15 protein-coding genes and 1 pseudogene are annotated in these 17608 nt (G+C 59.7%); 10 read left to right on the top strand and 6 right to left on the bottom strand.

Annotated elements, in window-relative coordinates; translation table 11 throughout:
• Window positions 1-47: 47 nt before the first annotated feature.
• Genes ASD95_RS25185 through ASD95_RS25205 form a run of 5 tightly spaced genes read right to left on the bottom strand, consistent with a single transcriptional unit; the run spans window position 48 to window position 5776 of the window.
• Window positions 48-881, bottom strand: a complete 834-nt coding sequence (locus ASD95_RS25185; RefSeq protein WP_056722712.1) for a class I SAM-dependent methyltransferase — start codon at window positions 879-881, stop codon at window positions 48-50.
• Window positions 875-2032 carry an acyltransferase family protein gene (locus ASD95_RS25190; RefSeq protein ID WP_056722714.1) on the bottom strand — a complete coding sequence of 386 codons (1158 nt, stop codon included), beginning with the start codon at window positions 2030-2032 and terminating at the stop codon, window positions 875-877. Before ASD95_RS25190 ends, ASD95_RS25185 begins: the two co-directional genes overlap by 7 nt.
• Entirely contained in the window at window positions 2029-2913 is an 885-nt protein-coding gene (locus ASD95_RS25195) for a class I SAM-dependent methyltransferase (RefSeq protein WP_056722716.1), read from the bottom strand. Before ASD95_RS25195 ends, ASD95_RS25190 begins: the two co-directional genes overlap by 4 nt.
• Complete coding sequence (locus ASD95_RS25200) at window positions 2910-4205, bottom strand: glycosyltransferase (RefSeq protein ID WP_056722717.1); 1296 nt, start codon at window positions 4203-4205, stop codon at window positions 2910-2912. The genes ASD95_RS25195 and ASD95_RS25200 overlap by 4 nt, the downstream gene beginning before the upstream one ends.
• Window positions 4199-5776: a glycosyltransferase gene (locus ASD95_RS25205; protein WP_056722721.1), complete on the bottom strand. Its 1578-nt coding sequence runs from the start codon at window positions 5774-5776 to the stop codon at window positions 4199-4201. Before ASD95_RS25205 ends, ASD95_RS25200 begins: the two co-directional genes overlap by 7 nt.
• Before the next feature lie 425 nt (window positions 5777-6201).
• Between ASD95_RS25205 and ASD95_RS25215 the strand changes: the two genes are divergently transcribed.
• The 9 genes from ASD95_RS25215 to ASD95_RS25255 all read left to right on the top strand — a co-directional run bounded on the left by ASD95_RS25215 (window position 6202) and on the right by ASD95_RS25255 (window position 16247).
• Window positions 6202-7116: a GDP-mannose 4,6-dehydratase gene (locus ASD95_RS25215; protein WP_056722753.1), complete on the top strand. Its 915-nt coding sequence runs from the start codon at window positions 6202-6204 to the stop codon at window positions 7114-7116.
• Window positions 7113-8084, top strand: coding sequence for a GDP-mannose 4,6-dehydratase (gene gmd, locus ASD95_RS25220; protein ID WP_056722724.1), 972 nt, complete (start codon window positions 7113-7115; stop codon window positions 8082-8084). The genes ASD95_RS25215 and gmd overlap by 4 nt, the downstream gene beginning before the upstream one ends.
• A 3-nt stretch (window positions 8085-8087) precedes the next feature.
• Window positions 8088-9530 carry a mannose-1-phosphate guanylyltransferase/mannose-6-phosphate isomerase gene (locus tag ASD95_RS25225; protein WP_056722725.1) on the top strand — a complete coding sequence of 481 codons (1443 nt, stop codon included), beginning with the start codon at window positions 8088-8090 and terminating at the stop codon, window positions 9528-9530.
• Window positions 9531-10328: an ABC transporter permease gene (locus tag ASD95_RS25230; RefSeq protein ID WP_056722729.1), complete on the top strand. Its 798-nt coding sequence runs from the start codon at window positions 9531-9533 to the stop codon at window positions 10326-10328.
• Window positions 10328-11581 carry an ABC transporter ATP-binding protein gene (locus ASD95_RS25235; protein WP_056722732.1) on the top strand — a complete coding sequence of 418 codons (1254 nt, stop codon included), beginning with the start codon at window positions 10328-10330 and terminating at the stop codon, window positions 11579-11581. Before ASD95_RS25230 ends, ASD95_RS25235 begins: the two co-directional genes overlap by 1 nt.
• On the top strand, window positions 11578-12945 hold the full coding sequence (locus ASD95_RS25240; protein ID WP_056722734.1) for a glycosyltransferase family 4 protein: 1368 nt from the start codon (window positions 11578-11580) through the stop codon (window positions 12943-12945). The genes ASD95_RS25235 and ASD95_RS25240 overlap by 4 nt, the downstream gene beginning before the upstream one ends.
• On the top strand, window positions 12929-14059 hold the full coding sequence (locus ASD95_RS25245) for a glycosyltransferase family 4 protein (protein WP_056722736.1): 1131 nt from the start codon (window positions 12929-12931) through the stop codon (window positions 14057-14059). Before ASD95_RS25240 ends, ASD95_RS25245 begins: the two co-directional genes overlap by 17 nt.
• Window positions 14060-15190, top strand: a complete 1131-nt coding sequence (locus ASD95_RS25250; protein ID WP_056722738.1) for a glycosyltransferase family 4 protein — start codon at window positions 14060-14062, stop codon at window positions 15188-15190.
• Between the two features lie 139 nt (window positions 15191-15329).
• On the top strand, window positions 15330-16247 hold the full coding sequence (locus ASD95_RS25255; RefSeq protein ID WP_056722740.1) for a LysR family transcriptional regulator: 918 nt from the start codon (window positions 15330-15332) through the stop codon (window positions 16245-16247).
• 34 nt (window positions 16248-16281) lie between these two features.
• Here the strand turns inward: ASD95_RS25255 and ASD95_RS25260 are convergent, their stop codons facing one another.
• Window positions 16282-17469, bottom strand: coding sequence for an ISL3 family transposase (locus ASD95_RS25260; protein WP_082587105.1), 1188 nt, complete (start codon window positions 17467-17469; stop codon window positions 16282-16284).
• Between the two features lie 37 nt (window positions 17470-17506).
• Here ASD95_RS25260 and ASD95_RS29305 point away from each other — a divergent pair.
• Window positions 17507-17608 (top strand): annotated as a pseudogene (locus ASD95_RS29305) (aldo/keto reductase); the annotation flags it as partial.

Below are 17608 nucleotides of genomic sequence, written 5' to 3' on the forward strand. Positions count from 1 at the left end.
GGCGATCAGGCTTGAGTTCGCGGCCTCGCCCGGGTGAGCTTTGCTGATCAGGGCTTGCGCGCAATGATCACCTGGCTTTTCGCCACCACCGCATCCAGCGCCTGCTTGATCTGTGCGCCCCGTGGCGAAGCCAGGATCGCCTGCCAGGTATCCGCCCAGTGGTTGAGCAACGGATGGTCCGGGTTGCTGAAATCGACCTTGGCTTCCCAGAACAACAGCATCCACATCGACCAGTAGAACCCGTACTGGCTGTGGCTGATCACTTCCAGGCCGGCATCGCTGACCATGGCCTTGAACTGCGCTTCGCTGATAATGCGGATGTGGTTGGGCTTCTGGAAATACTCGGCCGCCGCGATATCTTTCTGCAGGTCTTCGGAGCTGGGGTGCGGGACGCTCAGCAGATACAGCGCGCCCGGTTTACCGACGCGCACCAGCTCAGCGAGGAACTGCGCCGGATCGTCCACGTGCTCGATGACTTCGGTGGACACCACCCGCGTGGCGGTCCCATCGGCAATCGGCAGCGGGTTGCAGTCGGTGACGTGGCATTCGACGTCGCGGGCCGGTGTATCGCTAAGGCGCAGGCGGGTCGCTTCGACCTTGGCCGCGTCGATATCGGCGATGATGATCTTCGCCCCGCGCATCCCGCAGAAATGCACGTTGCCGCCGTCGCCGCAGCCAACATCGAGCAGCGTGTCCTCGGGGGTCACCGGGAAACCGGTGAACAGTTCGCCAGTCTGCTGATTGAACCAGCCGCTGAGCATCGCGTCGTGCAGGCCGAGCATGTAGGGATCGACCTTCTCCGCCACTGGCGCCGCGGGCGGTGCCTCTGGCTGCACAGGCGCGGGCGTGCCCGCCGTGAGTTTCTTCAAAAGGCTCAGCATGAGGTGGCTCCAGAGGATGGGACGGCTGTTCGGGAGGTGCCCAGGCGTTTGACCAGCGAGGCGCCGCGGTTGCGCATGGGCATTTCAATGAAGCGATAGTTGAGTTCGCTCAGCAGCACGATCAGGCTGCCAGCCATCAGCAACATCAGAATCGGATGGCCAGCCGGACTGGGCAGCCCGGCAGCCTGTAACCGGAAAATGAACTCACGAACCAGCAAGTAGGCCGGGATATGGATCAGGTAAATCCCGTAGGAGCGACTGCCGACCCAGGTCATCAGGTTCTTGAACATTCCCTTGGGCATCAGGTAATCACGGTTGTAGGACGCGATCCACACCAGCAGCGCACACAACAGCGCAATCACACCGATCCGGTAATGGGTAAAGGTGAAACGGTCCGTTGCCATGAAACCGAGCACCAGTGCAACGCCGAGCAATGCCGACAAGCCGGCCCAGGGGCGACGCAGGAAAGTCGGCTCCCAGCGCCGGTATGAAGGCTGCACGCTCCACATCGCCAACAGCACGCCAAGGGCCAGTGCGTCGGTGCGCACCACCATCAGGATCGGCGTGCGCAAGGTCAACAACTGCACCGCCACCAGCGCCAGCAATGCCCACACCAGGTGCTTGCGAAACAGCACGATCATCAGTGGAAACAGCAGGTAGAACTGCTCTTCCAGCGACAGGCTCCAGTAAACGAAACTGGTGCCGTACTCGTAGCGATAAAAACTGTCGGCAAAGCGGAAGTTGGCGTATTGGGCGATGCCGGCCAGCGTCGCCTGAATGTTCGCGTGCAGGGTACCGAACGCGCCGGAGCGGTTGAGGAAAAGGCATGCCAGCAACATCAGCGCCAGCCACAGCCAGGCCGACGGCAGCAATCGAAAGGCCCGGCGCAACCAGAAATTGCGCGTCTGTTGCCAATACTCTTGACCCGTGGTGCAACGGCGCAAGGCCGGGATCAGGCTGCGGGCAATGACGAAGCCCGAGATCGCAAAAAACAGATCCACGCCCCACCACGGCTGGCTGTACAACGTGATGGCCTGGAACAACGGTACAGCCGCCGCGAACAGGCTGTCCTGCAGGTGATGAAACAGCACGCCAAGCACCGCTATGCCGCGCAGCAACTCGATGTCCATGATCCGTTTTTCGTTGCTCATGCGCCCTCCTGGACATGGGGTTTGCGGGCAATGATCACCTGGCTCTTGGGCATGAACCGGTCCAGCATCTGCTTGATCGCCAACCCGTCGGGCTGGGCCAGCAAGTCCTGCCAGGTTTTCGCCCAGCTCTCCATCAGCGGCGGATAAGGCGCCTGAATCCGGTCGCGAACCGCGCCACCCAGTTCACGCCCGGCAGCCCGCTCGCTGGCCCAGAAAAAAATCATGCCCATGACCCAGAAAAACCCGGTGGCTTGACGATGCTCGATGACCAGGCCCGCGTCTTCCACCAGCGCGGCGAATCGCTCGGGGCTGAAAATCTGCACGTGATTGGGCGATTGAAAATAGCTGGCAGGGGCAATGCCTTTCTGCAGATGCTCGCCCACCGGGGACGGTACGCTCAGCAGGTACAGTGCACCGGGGCGACCCATGCGCACGAGTTCGGCCATGAAGGGTTCTGGCTGGTCGATGTGTTCGAGCACTTCCATGCACACGACTTTGCTCGCGCAACCATCGGCCAGAGGCAGCGGCAGGCTGTTGCTGACCAGACCGAGATTCGCTTTATCCGACTGCGCGTCCACTTGCCGCGCCAGGTCGCGGACCTTGTCGTGCTCACTGTCGGTGAAGATCACCGACGCGCCTTGACGCACCGCAAACAAGGTCGCAACCCCTTCGCCACAACCGACATCCAGCAAAGTGTCGTCGGCGGTAATGGCAAAGCCTTTGAGCAATTCGCCGCTGTCGCCCGAAAACCAGCCGTCATGCATTGCATCGTGCAAGCCCACGTCTCTTGGCGACACACGGGATTGCTCGACCGGCGACGGCGCGGGCCGTGGCTCGGGTTTCGTCTCTGCAAAGAAACGTCTGACCCATGCGCGAATCATGCCTCAGGGGTTTCCACGGCTCGGTTCTCGAACAGGCGCTCAAAAAATACGCCAAGCCGTTGCCCGGCAGTGGCCTGACTGCAGAACTTACTGAGGCTGGCCACTGCGTGCGCGGACATCTGTGCATAACGCCCGGGATCCCCCTTGGCCACGTCATAGCTTGATTGGTAAGCCCTGCACAACGACGCCCAATTGGTGACGTAGCGCAAGGTGCGAAACGCCCTGCGCGGGTCATGAGGCCAGGCCGTCAGCTCATCGGTGGAGTCAATCAGGAATGCATTATCGGCATCCAGATAATCGAGCATCGCCGTGGTCCGTGGCGCCACCGCCGGTTTGCCACAGGACATGAACTCCATCAGCGGAAGACATTGGCCTTCGCCATAGGACGTGTTGACCACGTAACTCGTGGCTTGCACCAGCTGCTCATAATCCGCGTCAGCCAGATAGCCGTAAATCAGCACGACCCGGCAGCGGTAAGACTGGTTTTTGTACAAGTGGTGAAGGATATCGGTCAGCGCTTCTTCGGCATCGTGGTGCGTCAGTTTGAGCACCAGCGTTGCGTCGTCCACCTCGCGAAACGTCACGCAAAAGGCACTGAGCATGTCTTCCCAGTTCTTGCGCCCGTCACTTGGGTTGAACACCGAGGTGTAAATCACGCCGTCGAGGACCAACTCGTGCTCACTCGGCGGGGCATTGAAATCAATACCCGCACCTTGGCGAGTGGCCACGGGGCCGAAGGCTCGCAAGTCGAGTTCGCGGCTGTCTGCCAGTAACCCCTTGAGCGTCAAACGCACCTGACTGGCCAAGGGCTGACGTTGCAAGTGGGCGCCGCGCTCGGAAAAACGGTCCCATACCGGGGCCGGTACCGCGATGACCGGATAGTCGTCGCCCATCGCCTCGCGCACCGCATTCACGGTGTAGCTGGAATGGGTAATCGCCGCACCCGCTGCCCGCAACACCGTGCGCCAGTCATTGAGCGGGTCACCGGCAAAGGGTTCGTTGGGGATGGTGCTGAATTCCCACGCGAACACCGGCAGCGTCGGGCAGGCGAAATTGACCGGCGTGCGATGAGGCGGTGAGAACGACAGGAACACGCACGCTTCACCACGGGACAAACAGTCCATGTACAACACATCGACTTCGGTCCGCGGGTCGCTGACTTCTACCACTCGCCCCAGCCGCTCCAGCACGGGTCGGTACTCCTTGAGCACGAAGTAATAGCTGTACTCCGAGCGGCCAAGGTTCTGGGCAATGGTGTGCTGGTTGGTTTCCGAATGAATGATGATCAGCATGAGGCGGTATCCGTCACGGTTGCTGTCGGCAAAGCCTGTGGCGCCAGCCCGAAAAAATCCGCCATGCGTTTCTGCACCGGAGCGAAAGCGCAGTAATCGTGCATGCGCTCGACGGCGGCGAGGGACATGCGCCGATACTCCAGCGGTTGCTCCTTGGCCAGGCGGTAGCTGTTTTCGTAAGCGGTTTTCAGCGAACCCCAATCCGGCCGGTAACGCAGGGTGCGGTAGATGATGCGAGTGTCCTGCGGCCAGATGGTCAGCTCCTCGCTGGACTTGACCACAAACGCCACACGTTCATCGATGTAGTCCTCCATGGCCGTGTGATCCGGGGCAATCACCGGTTTACCACTGGCCATGAACTCCATCAGCGGCAGGCACAGCCCTTCGCAGCGCGAGGCATTGACGTAGTAACTGGCGGCCTCGTACAACCGGGCATATTGCGGGTCGTCCAGGTAGCCGTGCATGACCACCACCCGACAGGCGAACGGAGAAAGCTGCGCGAGCAACGTCATCAGTTCGTCGTGGTAGGACGACAGATCGCTTTGGGTAACTTTCAGCACCAGTGTCGCATCAGGCGTTTCGCGGAACGCCCAGCAGAATGCAGTGATCAGTTGATGCCAATTCTTGCGACCGTCACGCGGGTTGAACACGGTGACATACACCACACCGTCAACCTGTGTTTCGACCAGGGCTGTGGTATCCGGCCACTGTCGCGGTTCTGGCTCGGGTACTGCCATCGTCTGTGGGCCGGCGATGGCCGGCAACCAGCCAGCGAGACGCTCATGGGCGGCTTGCGACAACAAGTCGCGTATCCCTTCCCAGTACCACTGGCTTAGAAAATGCGTGCGATGCACCGGGATCGGCAGCGATTTACCTTTGTCCAGGCGCCACATATGCAGGTAATGGCGGGCAATCACCAAGCGGCGCTTGAGTGTCAGCGGCGGTGGCTTCAATGCCTCCAGTTCAGCCTCGAGCGCCGCCAGTTCCTCGGCGGTCGGCACGACGGGAATCAGTGCATCGGCGCTCAGCCCGAGTGTGCGCGTATCGAAGATGCAACCCTTGATGTCCAGGGTCGAGCCGGCGCAGATCGGGACGCTGGTGTGGCGACTACGAATGTCGGCGAAGTTTTCCCACAACGGCGTCGGCAACACCAGTACCGGGAAGTCTTCGCCCATGGCCCGACGAATCGCCCGGGCGGTATGGCTGGAGAGCGTGATCACCCGGCCCTGCCGCGCCAGCATTTGCGTCCAGTCCTGGCGCGGGTCGTTATCCCATTGTTCATCGGGAATCGAATCAAACTCCCAGGCCACCACGCAAATCGTCGGGCACTCAAGGTCGTTCGGGGTTTTCTGCGGCGGCGTAAACGACAGGAACAGACTGTCTTCGCCAGCGGCCAATAATTGTTTGTAGAGCGGATCGACCTCGGCGGTGGAGGACACCACATGCACTCGCCCCAGGCTTTCGAGCACAGGGCGATAGGCCTTGAGCACGAAGTAGTAACTGTATTCGGGACGACCGAGGCTCTGGCTGATGGAGCTGTCGTTGACGTCGGAGTAAAGAATGAAATTCATGGCATCCCACGGTGAGGCCGCCATCCCGGCAGCCTCACGCTATGACGGGGAGGATACGGTTCGAGTCAGTGTTTACTGGCGCTCGCCCATCGTCTTGCTGCCCGTCTTCGTTCTTGTTTTAGTGGTCAGTTTCTCGCAGTTTCGAAGCGACGCTGCCGAACCCCGGATAATCGTGACGAGGGGCATTCTAACCACATCCGTTGAGGATTCGTGAACCGCCCGACGAGAATAAATCAGGCTACGCTGACGAGAACTGGCCAGTCACTATTGGACTTGTTGAAATTGCCGAGCAAATGGCACAGATTGGATACCAAACAACTACAACAAAACATTTCGTCCGTCTTCATGAGTAATCCTGTTGGTTCGTGAGACCCTTCCATTAAGCCTTTAGGAAATGGATGAAATGTATGACCCGGGGGTCGCTGTTGAGAAAACGTCTATTTGTCACGGGTCTGACTGGATTTGTAGGACAACACATCCAATCGCGTTTGCAGGCTGAGAATTCGGAATGGAAGCTGCTGCCTGTTCCTTGCCGCTACGATCTCTCTGCGCCGGACAGCCTTGAAGGCTTGTGGCCGGAAATGCCCGATGCGGTGATCCACCTGGCCGGCCAGACTTTCGTCCCGGAGGCCTTTCGTGATCCGGCGCGCACGCTGAACATCAATCTGCTGGGCACCCTGAACCTGCTGCAAGCTCTCAAGGCGCGCGGCTTCAACGGCACGTTTCTGTACGTCAGCTCCGGCGATGTCTATGGCCAGGTCGCTGAAGAGCATCTGCCCATCACTGAATTGCAACCACCCTGCCCGCGCAATCCCTATGCCGTGAGCAAACTGTCGGCAGAGTTCCTGAGCTTGCAGTGGGGCCTGAGCGAAGACTGGCCCGTACTGGTCGCCCGCCCGTTCAACCACATCGGCACAGGGCAGAAAGACAGCTTCGTCATCGCCAGCGCCGCACGTCAGATCTGCCGGATCAAGCAAGGCCTGCAAGGGCCCCAACTGGAGGTCGGGGACATCGACGTCACGCGCGATTTCCTTGATGTCGGGGACGTGGTCTCGGCTTACCTGGCCTTGCTGGAAAAAGGTACGCCGGGGCAGGTCTACAACATTTGCTCGGGGCGCGAGCAGAGCATTCGCCGCCTGATCGAACAGCTGGCAGATCTTGCCCAGGTCGACCTGCAACTGGTCCAGGACCCTGCGCGACTTCGCCGCGCGGATCAGCGCCGCGTGTGCGGCAGCCCTGCCAGGCTGGTCGAAACCACTGGATGGAAATCTGAAATCACAACACAACAATCCCTGCGGGCGATCCTGTCCGACTGGGAGACGCGAGTACGACAAGTATGACTAAAAGTGCATTGATCACAGGCATCACCGGCCAGGATGGCGCGTATCTGGCCAAGCTGCTGCTCGACAAGGGTTACAAGGTCCACGGCCTGGTCGCGCGCCGCAGCAGCGACTCGCGCTGGCGCTTGCGCGAGATGGGGGTCGAGGCGGACATCGTCTACCTGGATGGCGACATGGCCGATGCCTGTTCTGTGCAGCGCGCGGTGATCAAGTCGGCGCCGGACGAGGTCTACAACCTCGCCGCGCAAAGCTTTGTCGCGGCCTCCTGGGATCAACCGGTGACCACCGGCATCGTCGACGGCCTGGGTGTTACCCACTTGCTCGAAGCGATTCGTCAGTTCAGCCCGCACACGCGTTTCTACCAGGCGTCCACCAGCGAAATGTTCGGTCTGATCCAGGCCGAGCAGCAGGACGAGAACACGCCGTTCTATCCACGCAGCCCTTATGGCGTGGCCAAGTTGTACGGCCACTGGATCACCGTGAACTACCGCGAAAGTTTCAACCTGCATGCCAGCAGCGGCATTCTGTTCAACCATGAGTCTCCGCTGCGCGGCATCGAGTTCGTGACGCGCAAAGTCACCGACGCCGCCGCCCGCATCAAGCAGGGCAAGCAGCAGGAACTGCGCCTGGGCAACATCGACGCCAAGCGCGATTGGGGCTTTGCCGGGGACTACGTCGAAGCCATGTGGCTGATGCTGCAACAGGACAAACCCGACGACTTCGTGGTGGCCACCGGCGTGACCACCACGGTGCGCGAGATGTGCCGGATCGCCTTCGATCACGTAGGCCTGAACTACCGCGACTTCGTGAAGATCGACCCGGCGTTCTTCCGCCCGGCCGAAGTCGAAGTGCTGCTCGGCAACCCGGCCAAGGCCCAGCGTGTGCTGGGCTGGAAACCAAAAACCGACCTGGATACCTTGATCCGCATGATGATGGATGCGGACATGAAACGCGTCGCCAAGGAGTAGGCCATGCTGATTCCCGTGATTCTCTCCGGCGGTGCCGGGACAAGGTTGTGGCCGGTGTCGCGTGAAGGCCATCCCAAACCGTTCATGGCCTTGCCTGACGGCCAGTCGCTTCTGGGCAAGACCTATCGGCGTGCCGCGGACCTGCTCGACGGCTGGGGCGATATCGTCACGGTGACCAACCGCGAATACTACTTCCAGAGCAAGGATCACTTTCGGGACGCGCACCTGGGCCGTCATCGCGGGCACTTCCTGCTGGAGCCGACGGGGCGCAACACGGCGCCGGCCATCGCTGCCGCCGCCCTCTCCCTCCAGGCCCTGCATGGCGACGAGGCGATCATGCTGGTCATGCCCGCCGACCATCTGATCGTCAATGTCGATGCGCTCAAGGAGGCGGTCGAGCATGCCATGACATTGGCCAGGAGCGGTCACCTGGTGACCTTCGGTGTGGTGCCGACCGCTCCGGAAACCGGTTTTGGCTACATTGAAGCCGGCACACCGCTGGACGACAAAGGCGCTGCCGGCGTGCGGCGTTTCGTCGAAAAACCGGACCTGCAAACCGCGACTCATTACCTGGAAAGCGGCAATTTCCTGTGGAACTCCGGGATGTTCTGCTTCTCGGTTGCCAGCGTACTGGCCGAACTGCAAATCCATGCTCCCGATTTGCTGGAGCAGGCGCAGACCTGCATGGCCGCCAGCGCCGCAGTGGAAAACGCGGGGAGCCTGCAGCAGGAACTGTCGCCGGCCCTGTTCGGCGAAATCATGGACATTTCCATCGACTATGCGTTGATGGAGCGCTCCGACAAGGTGGTCGTCGTGCCCGCCCGTTTCGACTGGAGCGACATCGGCTCCTGGGGTGCGGTGGCCGCACTGGTACCGGCGGATGCACAAAACAACCGCACCGTCGGCGAGTCGGTTTTCATCGACAGCCACAACAACTTCGTCCAGAGCGACAACCGTCTGGTCGCGACCGTGGGCGTGGATAACCTGATTATCGTCGACACCGCCGACGCGGTGCTGGTGGCCCACGCCGACCGCGCCCAGGATGTGCGCCGGGTGGCCAGGCAACTCAAGGACAAAGAGCACGAAGCCTATCGCCTGCACCGTACGGTCAGCCGGCCATGGGGTACCTACACCGTGCTGGAGGAAGGCCCGCGCTTCAAGATCAAACGCATCGTGGTCAAGCCCGGTGCCAAGTTGTCGTTGCAGATGCACCACCATCGCAATGAACACTGGGTGGTGGTCGAAGGCATGGCCAAGGTCACCAACAATGGCACCGGCACTCATCTGGTGGCCAAGAACGAATCGACCTTCATTGCCGCCGGTCACAAGCATCGCCTGGAGAATCCCGGCGTGATCGACCTTGTGATCATCGAAGTGCAAAGCGGCGAATACCTGGGAGAGGACGACATCGTCCGCTTCGAAGATCAATACGGCAGGACGGTTTGAATGCTGCTTTCCCTTTACCGCACGCTGAGCAGCTATCGGGGGTTCATCCTCGGTAGCGTCCAGCGAGAGTTTCAGGCGCGTTATCGCAATTCGTTGTTCGGTGCCCTGTGGACCGTGCTCAATCCGCTGTCGATGATCATTGTCTACACCGTGATTTTTTCCCACATCATGCGTGCCCGTTTGCCAGGGGTAGATGACGGCATGGCCTACAGCATCTATCTCTGCGCCGGGTTGTTGACCTGGGGACTGTTTGCAGAAATCACGGTGCGCAGCCAGAACATGTTTCTGGATAACGCCAATCTGCTGAAAAAAATCAGCTTCCCACGGATCTGCTTGCCCGTGATCGTGCTGTTGAATGCCGGTATCAACTTCGCAATCATCATCAGCCTGTTCCTCGGTTTTCTGTTGATCACCGGTCGACTACCGGGCCTTGTGCTGTTGGCGCTCATTCCTCTATTGGTATTACAGGTGATGTTCTGTGCCGGGCTGGGGATTATTCTTGGCGTATTGAATGTGTTTTTTCGCGATGTCGGGCAATTTTTCGCCATCTGTCTGCAATTCTGGTTCTGGCTGACGCCAATCGTTTATCCGATGAGCATCCTGCCCGATTGGGTCCAGCGCTTGCTGCAACTCAATCCCCTGACCAACCTGATCACCAGCTACCAGAACATCTTCCTGTACGGCCAATGGCCTGTCTGGAGTTCGCTGCTGCCGATCATGGTCGCCAGCGTATTGCTCTTCTTCATCGGGCTGCGGCTGTTTCGGCAGAGAGTCGGTGAAATGGTGGATGAACTCTGATGGGACACATACGCGTCACCGGCCTGGGCAAGGCCTATAAACAATACCCTACACGCTGGAGTCGACTGGTTGAATGGCTAGTCCCGTTCTCGCCGATCCGCCATCGTCAGCACTGGGTGCTACAGGACGTGACCTTCCAGATTGCCCCCGGAGAATCGGTGGGTATCGTCGGGATCAACGGTGCCGGCAAAAGCACCTTGTTGAAGATGATCACCGGCACCACCCAACCCACCTGCGGAACCATTGAGCTCGAAGGCAGCGTCGCCGCCCTGCTGGAATTGGGCATGGGTTTTCATGCGGACTTTACCGGTCGGCAGAATGCGGTCATGGCCGGGCAACTGCTGGGCATGCAGGTCGAAGAGATAGAAGCGTTGATGCCGGAAATCGAACGTTTCGCGGAAATAGGCGACGCCATCGACCACCCGGTACGCACCTATTCCAGCGGTATGCAAATGCGTCTGGCGTTCAGCGTGGCCACCGCGCGGCGCCCGGACATATTGATCGTCGACGAAGCACTGTCGGTGGGCGACGCCTACTTTCAGCACAAAAGTTTCGACCGCATCCGCAGCTTTCGCAAAGCCGGTACCACGCTGCTGATCGTCTCCCATGACCGTGGGGCGATTCAGTCGATCTGCGACTCGGCGATTCTCCTGGAAAACGGCCATATGGCCATGCACGACAAGCCCGAAACCGTCATGGATTACTACAACGCCCTGCTCGCCGAGCGTGAGGGACAGACCGTGCGCCAGGAAGCTCTCGCCGGCGGCCAGTTCAGTACCATTTCGGGAACGGGTGAAGCCAGGATTCTGACCGTACGCTTGCTCGACAAAAATGAACGCTCCATCGACGCCGCCGAAGTCGGCCAGCCGGTCGTGCTGGAGGTGAATGTCGAGGTTCGCCAGGACATCGAACGGCTGGTACTGGGCTTCATGATCAAGGATCGCCTGGGCCAGGCCATGTACGGCATCAACACCCATCGCCAGGATCAGGCGCTGACCGATCTGCAGGCTGGCGAGCGCGTGACTTATCGCTTTGCTTTCGTCATGGGGTTGGGCAAGGGTAACTATTCCGTGGCGTTGAGCTTGTCACGCCTGGACTCGCACCTGGACCGCAACTTCGAGTGGCGCGATTACGGGTTGGTGTTCCATGTGATCAACAACCGGCACGAAGATTTTGTCGGCTGCTCGTGGCTGGCCGCGAAGACCACTGTCTCGCGCTCGAGCGCGCCGGTCACTCCGGAGATCACGCCATGACGCGTCTTTTGGTGGAGTGCACGCACGTATTCCAGCACCCCAAGGTCAATTCGGGCATTCAGCGAGTGGTGCGCAACGTCGTCAATCAGCTACCGGGGTCTGTGGACGGCGTTGAATGCATCCCGGTTGTATTGCTTAAAGGCAAACTCTATCGGGTACTGAAACTCGGCGCGCTGAACATTCCGATTTTCGATGCCTTGATGACCTTTGGCGGACGACTTGGGCGCTTGGCTCACCGCTTCTGGCAACTGCATCAGCGCCTGCACAACCGAAGCAACTCGCGAGTGATCAAGCGCCTGCTGCACGTGGCCTACCGGGTGACAGCGGTTACCTGTTTCGGCCTTCCACTGCGTGTGATCGAGGGCATCAACCAGTATCAACTGCCCAAACGTTGCACGCCGCTGCAGCACCAACCGGGAGATCAACTGGTGTTGCTGGATTCGTCCTGGCACACCGACTTTTTCCCGTTTGCCGAACAGCTCAAACGTGAAGGCGTGGGCATTGTTTCTGTGATCTACGATTTGATTCCCCTGACTCACCCACAGTTCTACGACACACGGCTGGTGCAGGTGTTCAACGAGTGGTTCGACTGGATCACTCAAACCGCCGATGGCTACGTGGCCATTTCCGCCACGGTGCGTGACCAGGTGCGTGATGAGGTTCAGCGCCGCCTGGGCTCGGCCAAGGCCAATGCATTGTGGTTCGACTATTTCCACCTGGGCTCCGAACTTGATTTGAGCGAAGTCAGCGAAGCCGTGGAACCGCGTCTTGCGCGGCTGTTCGCGACGCCGGAACCGGTATTTTTGATGGTCAGTACCATCGAACCGCGCAAGAACCACGACTACCTGCTGGACGCCTTCGAACGGGCCTGGGCGGCAGGCTCCAATGCCCGCCTGTGCATTGCCGGGCGAATCGGCTGGAAATGCGATGCGCTGCTGGCCCGGATACGCAATCACCCCCAACTGAACCAACGACTGTTCATGTTCAATGACCTGAGCGACACCAGCCTCGAGCATGCCTACCACCATGCCAGCTCACTGGTGTTTCCGTCTTTTGTGGAAGGCTTCGGCCTGCCGCTGGTAGAAGCCATGCAGCGTGGACTGCCGGCCATGGGTAGCGACATTGCGGTCTTTCGTGAAATAGGCGGCGAGTTCATGGCGTACTTCGATCTGGCCGAGCCAAAAAGCCTGGCTGATCTGGTCATTGGTTTCGAGAACAGCGGTCAATTCCCGGCCACTCGCGACGTCGTGGACTGGCGCTGGATCGGCTGGCGTGAAGCCAGTGCGCAATTGGCTGAACGCACCCTGCGCAATCTTGTCGACGTGCCGCTCATGCAAGAGAGGCAACATGCGAATTGCCCTTAACGCGCGGATACTCCAGGCGCCACGTACCGGCATCGGCCATTACGTCGCCGAACTGGCGAACGCCTTGGCGAGTGAACCGGATGTTGAACTGGCGCTGTTTCATGGCTGGGGCTGGAGCTCTGTGCTGCCTGAGGCAGCCATGCCCGGCTATTCCCGGCTGACACCATTGCTGCGACAGATCCCGGGCGCCTATCAGGCCCGACGGTGGCTGGAGCAGAAACGCTTCGATCAAGGCCGCGCGCAAGCCATCGATCTCTATCACGAACCGAGTTTGTGGCCGCTGTCGTTCGACGGCCCGACCGTCATCACCCTGCATGACCTGACTCACCTGCACTATCCCGAAACGCAGCCACCGGCGCGCTTGCGAGAAATCGAACGGCGCGTGACCGATGGCGTGCGACAGGCAAGCCTGATTCTTACCGACTCGCAGTTCATTGCTGACGAAGCCCAGGCGCATTTCGGATTACCGGCCGAGCGATTTGTCGTCGCACCGCTGGGTGTAGCCGCGCGTTTTCACCCGCGATTCCCCGAGGCTATCGACGCCGTACTCAAGACCCATGGCGTCGAAGCGCGGGAATACTTCCTCTGTGTCGGTACCCTGGAACCGCGCAAGAACCTGTCCCTCGCCCTGCGCGCCCACGCGCGATTGCCGGAATCAGTCCGTCAGCGTTTTCCATTGCTGATCGTCGGCATGGCCGGCTGGCAGCGCGAGCAGTTCAGCGAAGAGTTGCATCAGGCCCTGGCCTGCGGTCATGTCTGTTTGCTCGGCTATCTGCCTGACGAGCACGTTGCGCAGCTGTTGGCCGGTGCCCGGGCATTGATTTTTCCGTCGCTTTACGAAGGTTTTGGCCTGCCGGTGCTGGAGGCCATGGCCTGCGGCACGCCGGTCATTCTGACCAGTCGCTCAGCCATGCCCGAAGTGGCAGGCTCTGCGGGTAACTATGTTGAACCGGATGAAACCGACGGCTTGCGCGATGCAATGAGTCGTCTGATCGAGGATCTAGCGCATTGGCAGGCATGCCGAGAAGCCGGGTTGGTACAGGCAAGGCTTTTTACCTGGGAACGCTGTGCGCAAGTCACGGCCAGCGCTTACCGCCAGGCAATGGGAGGTTGAATGCGAGTTCTTCATTTTTTCAAGACGTACCTGCCTGACTCGGTCGGCGGGATCGAACAAGTGATTTTCCAGTTGTGCGAAAGCGGTGCCCTGCACGGCGTTGAAGGCAAGGTGCTGACGCTCAGTGCCGATCCGACACCGCCGGTGATGCAGATCGCCCAGCATGAAGTCCATCGAGCCAGGCTCGACATTCAGTTCGCCTCCACAGGGTTTTCCTGGAGCGTCTTCAAACAGTTTCGCGAGCTGGCAGCCGAGGCCGACGTGGTCAATTACCACTTTCCATGGCCATTCATGGACCTGGTGCATTTCGCCAGTGGCCTGAACAAACCCAGCGTGGTGACGTACCACTCGGACATCATCCGCCAGAAACACCTGCTCAAACTTTACCGGCCGCTGATGAATCGCTTTCTGCACAGCGCCGACCGGATCGTCGCTGCATCGCCCAATTACCTGCACACCAGTGATGTGTTGCAACAGTTTCAACACAAGACCCGAGTGATCCCCTATGGGTTGAACAAGACAGGTTACCCTCAGCCGGACAGTGATCGAACGGCTCACTGGCGGCAAAAGCTAGGCGATAAGTTCTTTCTGTTTGTGGGTGTGATGCGCTACTACAAAGGTTTGCACATCCTGCTCGACGCCCTGAAGGACCTGGATTACCCGACTGTGATTGTCGGTGCCGGCCCGCTGGAAGTAGAGCTGCATGCCCAGGCGGCCGCCTTGGGTTTGCGCAATGTTCACTTCCTCGGGCGTCTGGGGGACGAGGACAAAGTAGCGCTGCTGCAACTGAGCTATGCCATCGTGTTTCCATCGCACCTGCGCTCCGAAGCCTTTGGCATTTCGCTGCTGGAAGGCGCGATGTATGGTAAACCGATGATCTCCAGTGAAATTGGCACTGGCACCAGTTACATCAACATTCATAACGAGACCGGACTGGTGGTGCCACCGAGCAATCCACCGGCATTTCGCGAGGCGATGCGCACGCTTTGGGAAAAACCGGTGCTGGCGGCGCAAATGGGCGAGAAGGCCCAGGCCCGTTATCAAAATCTGTTCACGGCGGATGAAATGGGCCGCAAATGGACGGCCTTGTATGAGGAACTGCTGGAAGAAAAAGCCCTCGCCTACGCATGAGTTTTTTGCAGATCCGAATTGCCTCAGCTGCGCTCCAACAGTGTTACGATCCCGCGACTGCAGATTCTCCACGGCTTGCGCAGAATGTGTGCAAGCCGTCGACTCTCCCTATTGGCCCCTGACTTTCTGCTGAGCGCCTATGCAACGCCTGCTCAATGACCGCCTGGACTGGAACCTGCTGCGCACCTTTCGGGTGATTGGCCAGGAGCAGAGCATCAGCCGCGCCGCCGCCCGCCTGCACCTGACGCAACCGGCAGTGAGCCAGGCACTCAAGCGCCTGGAAGAACAACTGGGCCGCCAACTGATTGCCCGTCGCGGGCCACGCTTTGCCCTGACCGAAGTCGGCGAGCAGATCTTCGCCCTGGCCGGGGAAATCTACGGGCAAATGTCCCAGGTCAGCAGCGTGCTGGAACAACCGGCCGATGAAGTGATCGGCAAAGTGCGGTTGCTGATCATCAGCCGGATCTTCTCCGAGCGCTTCGACGACTTCCTTGCGGACTTTCATCGACAGCACCCGCGAGTGGATCTGGAAGTCGATGTGATGCGCAGTTCCGACATCGTCAGCGCCCTCCAGGAAAAAACCGCGACCCTTGGCCTGAGCCTCAATCGGCGCCCGCAACCGCGCCTGGAGCAGCGTTTGTTCCTGCGTCAGCGCTATGCGTTTTTCTGCGGCAAGCATCATGCATTGTTCGGCCAACAGGACGTCGCCGAAGGGGATTTGCAGCGGGAAAACTTCGTCAGCTTCACCAGCGACCAGATCGGCGGCATGCTCTCGCCGCTGACGATTTTTCGCGATCAGCAGGGTTTCAGCGGCCGTATCGTCGCGTCGTCACCGAGCCTGGAAGAAGTCCGGCGACTGGTGATCGCCGGCTTCGGTATCGGTTGCTTACCCGAACACGTGGTGGCGGCGGACGTCGACGCCGGATTGCTCTGGCGCCTGCCGCCCCACGAAGGGATTGCCGATGTGGACATTCATTTGCTGTGGAACCGTGAGCAGCGCATGAGCCGGGCCGAGACGATCTTTCTCGAAAGCCTGCAACAACGGCTGACGGACTAAACGCAGCGAGCGAGCCGGGGATTTTTATGGTTCTTCACGGATTACCGGGAAAGACGCTCTTGATCTTCATGAAAAAGAATTCGCTGTCCCGGTAACCGTACGCCATCCGCTTAATGACCTTTATTCGATTGTTCATGCCTTCCAGCTGGCCCGTGTGCATTGGCCAGCGAACCCGGCTGACGATGCCCCGCCAGTAACCCTTTAGTCGCTTTGCGAACTGGATCAGAGCCGGTATTCCACTTTCTTGAGCATGGCTCAGCCATTGCTTCCAGGCTGATCGCCAGCCCCAGGCGGTGCTCGGCGTCCAAAGCGTTTTGAGTTCAGCCTTCATTAAGTAGACCGTCATCAACGCTTGGTTGGCCGCTAGCAGATCCTCCAAACGGACCGTTTGCTCCGGCGTTTTCAGGTTCTGCGGATTGCGTAGCAGTAGCCATCGCGCTTGCTTGATGACCTTGCGCGCAGGCTTGTCGTGGCGTAGCCGATTAGCTTCGTCGACGCGGACTCGATCAATCACCTCTCGGCCATATTTGGCCACCACATGAAAGAGGTCGTAGATCACTCGCGCGTTTGGACAATGCTGGCGAACCTCCAGGTCAAATGCGGTGTTCATGTCCATCGCCACTGCTTCGATGCGAGCGCAGCCCTCTGGCCCCAGCTCTTCGAAGAATGGCCTGACCGCCGCTCGGCTGCGGCCTTCGCCGATCCACAGCACGCGCCGGGTATCCGCATCCAGCACCACGCTGGCGTAACGATGACCTTTGAACAGCGCGAATTCGTCCATCACCAGGCGCCGGGGCTGCGCCTTCGGCAAAATACTCAACGCCGCTTGCAAGGCTCGACGCTCCAGCAGCCGCACGGTGTCCCAATGCAGCCCAAACATCTGAGCCACGTGCAGCGTGGGCAGCCGCTCGCAGGCTTGAATGACGGCCTCAGACAGGCGGCGCGTCATGCGGGCATAGCGATCCAGCCAACTGACGGCTTCCATGCGTTTGCCGCAATCACGGCAGCCAACACGTCTGAGCAACACGCTGAGACGCACCGCATGGCCGAGGATGGGCAAATCACGAACGGTTCGCTCGCAATACTCATGAGTGGTTGAACAGGGCTTTTGGCACCCGCCACAGGATGGGAACCGGGTGGCGTGAGGGGTTAGATCGATTTGTAGGGTATCGCCATCAGGCTTGATGGTGACAACAGAAAAGCCCTCCTGAAAATAGATCAGAAGGTGTAAACCTTATTCAGGACGGGACAAAGAACCAATAAAAAGCCCGGATGATTTCGCGGCCGACGATTATCGTCGTTTCAGCCCGCGCTTCCAGGGCGAAAACTTCGCGAAAAACCTGCTGCTGGTGCAACAGGTA

Source organism: Pseudomonas sp. Root71, assembly GCF_001429045.1.
In the GTDB taxonomy this organism is placed as follows: domain Bacteria; phylum Pseudomonadota; class Gammaproteobacteria; order Pseudomonadales; family Pseudomonadaceae; genus Aquipseudomonas; species Aquipseudomonas monachiensis.

Excerpts from the sequence above, each read along its gene's own strand:
- ASD95_RS25185 (WP_056722712.1), bottom strand. The coding sequence starts at position 881 with ATGCTGAGCCTTTTGAAGAAACTCACGGCGGGCACGCCCGCGCCTGTG.
- ASD95_RS25190 (WP_056722714.1), bottom strand. The coding sequence starts at position 2,032 with ATGAGCAACGAAAAACGGATCATGGACATCGAGTTGCTGCGCGGCATA.
- ASD95_RS25195 (WP_056722716.1), bottom strand. The coding sequence starts at position 2,913 with ATGATTCGCGCATGGGTCAGACGTTTCTTTGCAGAGACGAAACCCGAG.
- ASD95_RS25200 (WP_056722717.1), bottom strand. The coding sequence starts at position 4,205 with ATGCTGATCATCATTCATTCGGAAACCAACCAGCACACCATTGCCCAG.
- ASD95_RS25205 (WP_056722721.1), bottom strand. The coding sequence starts at position 5,776 with ATGAATTTCATTCTTTACTCCGACGTCAACGACAGCTCCATCAGCCAG.
- gmd (WP_056722724.1), top strand. The coding sequence starts at position 7,113 with ATGACTAAAAGTGCATTGATCACAGGCATCACCGGCCAGGATGGCGCG.
- ASD95_RS25225 (WP_056722725.1), top strand. The coding sequence starts at position 8,088 with ATGCTGATTCCCGTGATTCTCTCCGGCGGTGCCGGGACAAGGTTGTGG.
- ASD95_RS25230 (WP_056722729.1), top strand. The coding sequence starts at position 9,531 with ATGCTGCTTTCCCTTTACCGCACGCTGAGCAGCTATCGGGGGTTCATC.
- ASD95_RS25235 (WP_056722732.1), top strand. The coding sequence starts at position 10,328 with ATGGGACACATACGCGTCACCGGCCTGGGCAAGGCCTATAAACAATAC.
- ASD95_RS25240 (WP_056722734.1), top strand. The coding sequence starts at position 11,578 with ATGACGCGTCTTTTGGTGGAGTGCACGCACGTATTCCAGCACCCCAAG.
- ASD95_RS25245 (WP_056722736.1), top strand. The coding sequence starts at position 12,929 with ATGCGAATTGCCCTTAACGCGCGGATACTCCAGGCGCCACGTACCGGC.
- ASD95_RS25250 (WP_056722738.1), top strand. The coding sequence starts at position 14,060 with ATGCGAGTTCTTCATTTTTTCAAGACGTACCTGCCTGACTCGGTCGGC.
- ASD95_RS25255 (WP_056722740.1), top strand. The coding sequence starts at position 15,330 with ATGCAACGCCTGCTCAATGACCGCCTGGACTGGAACCTGCTGCGCACC.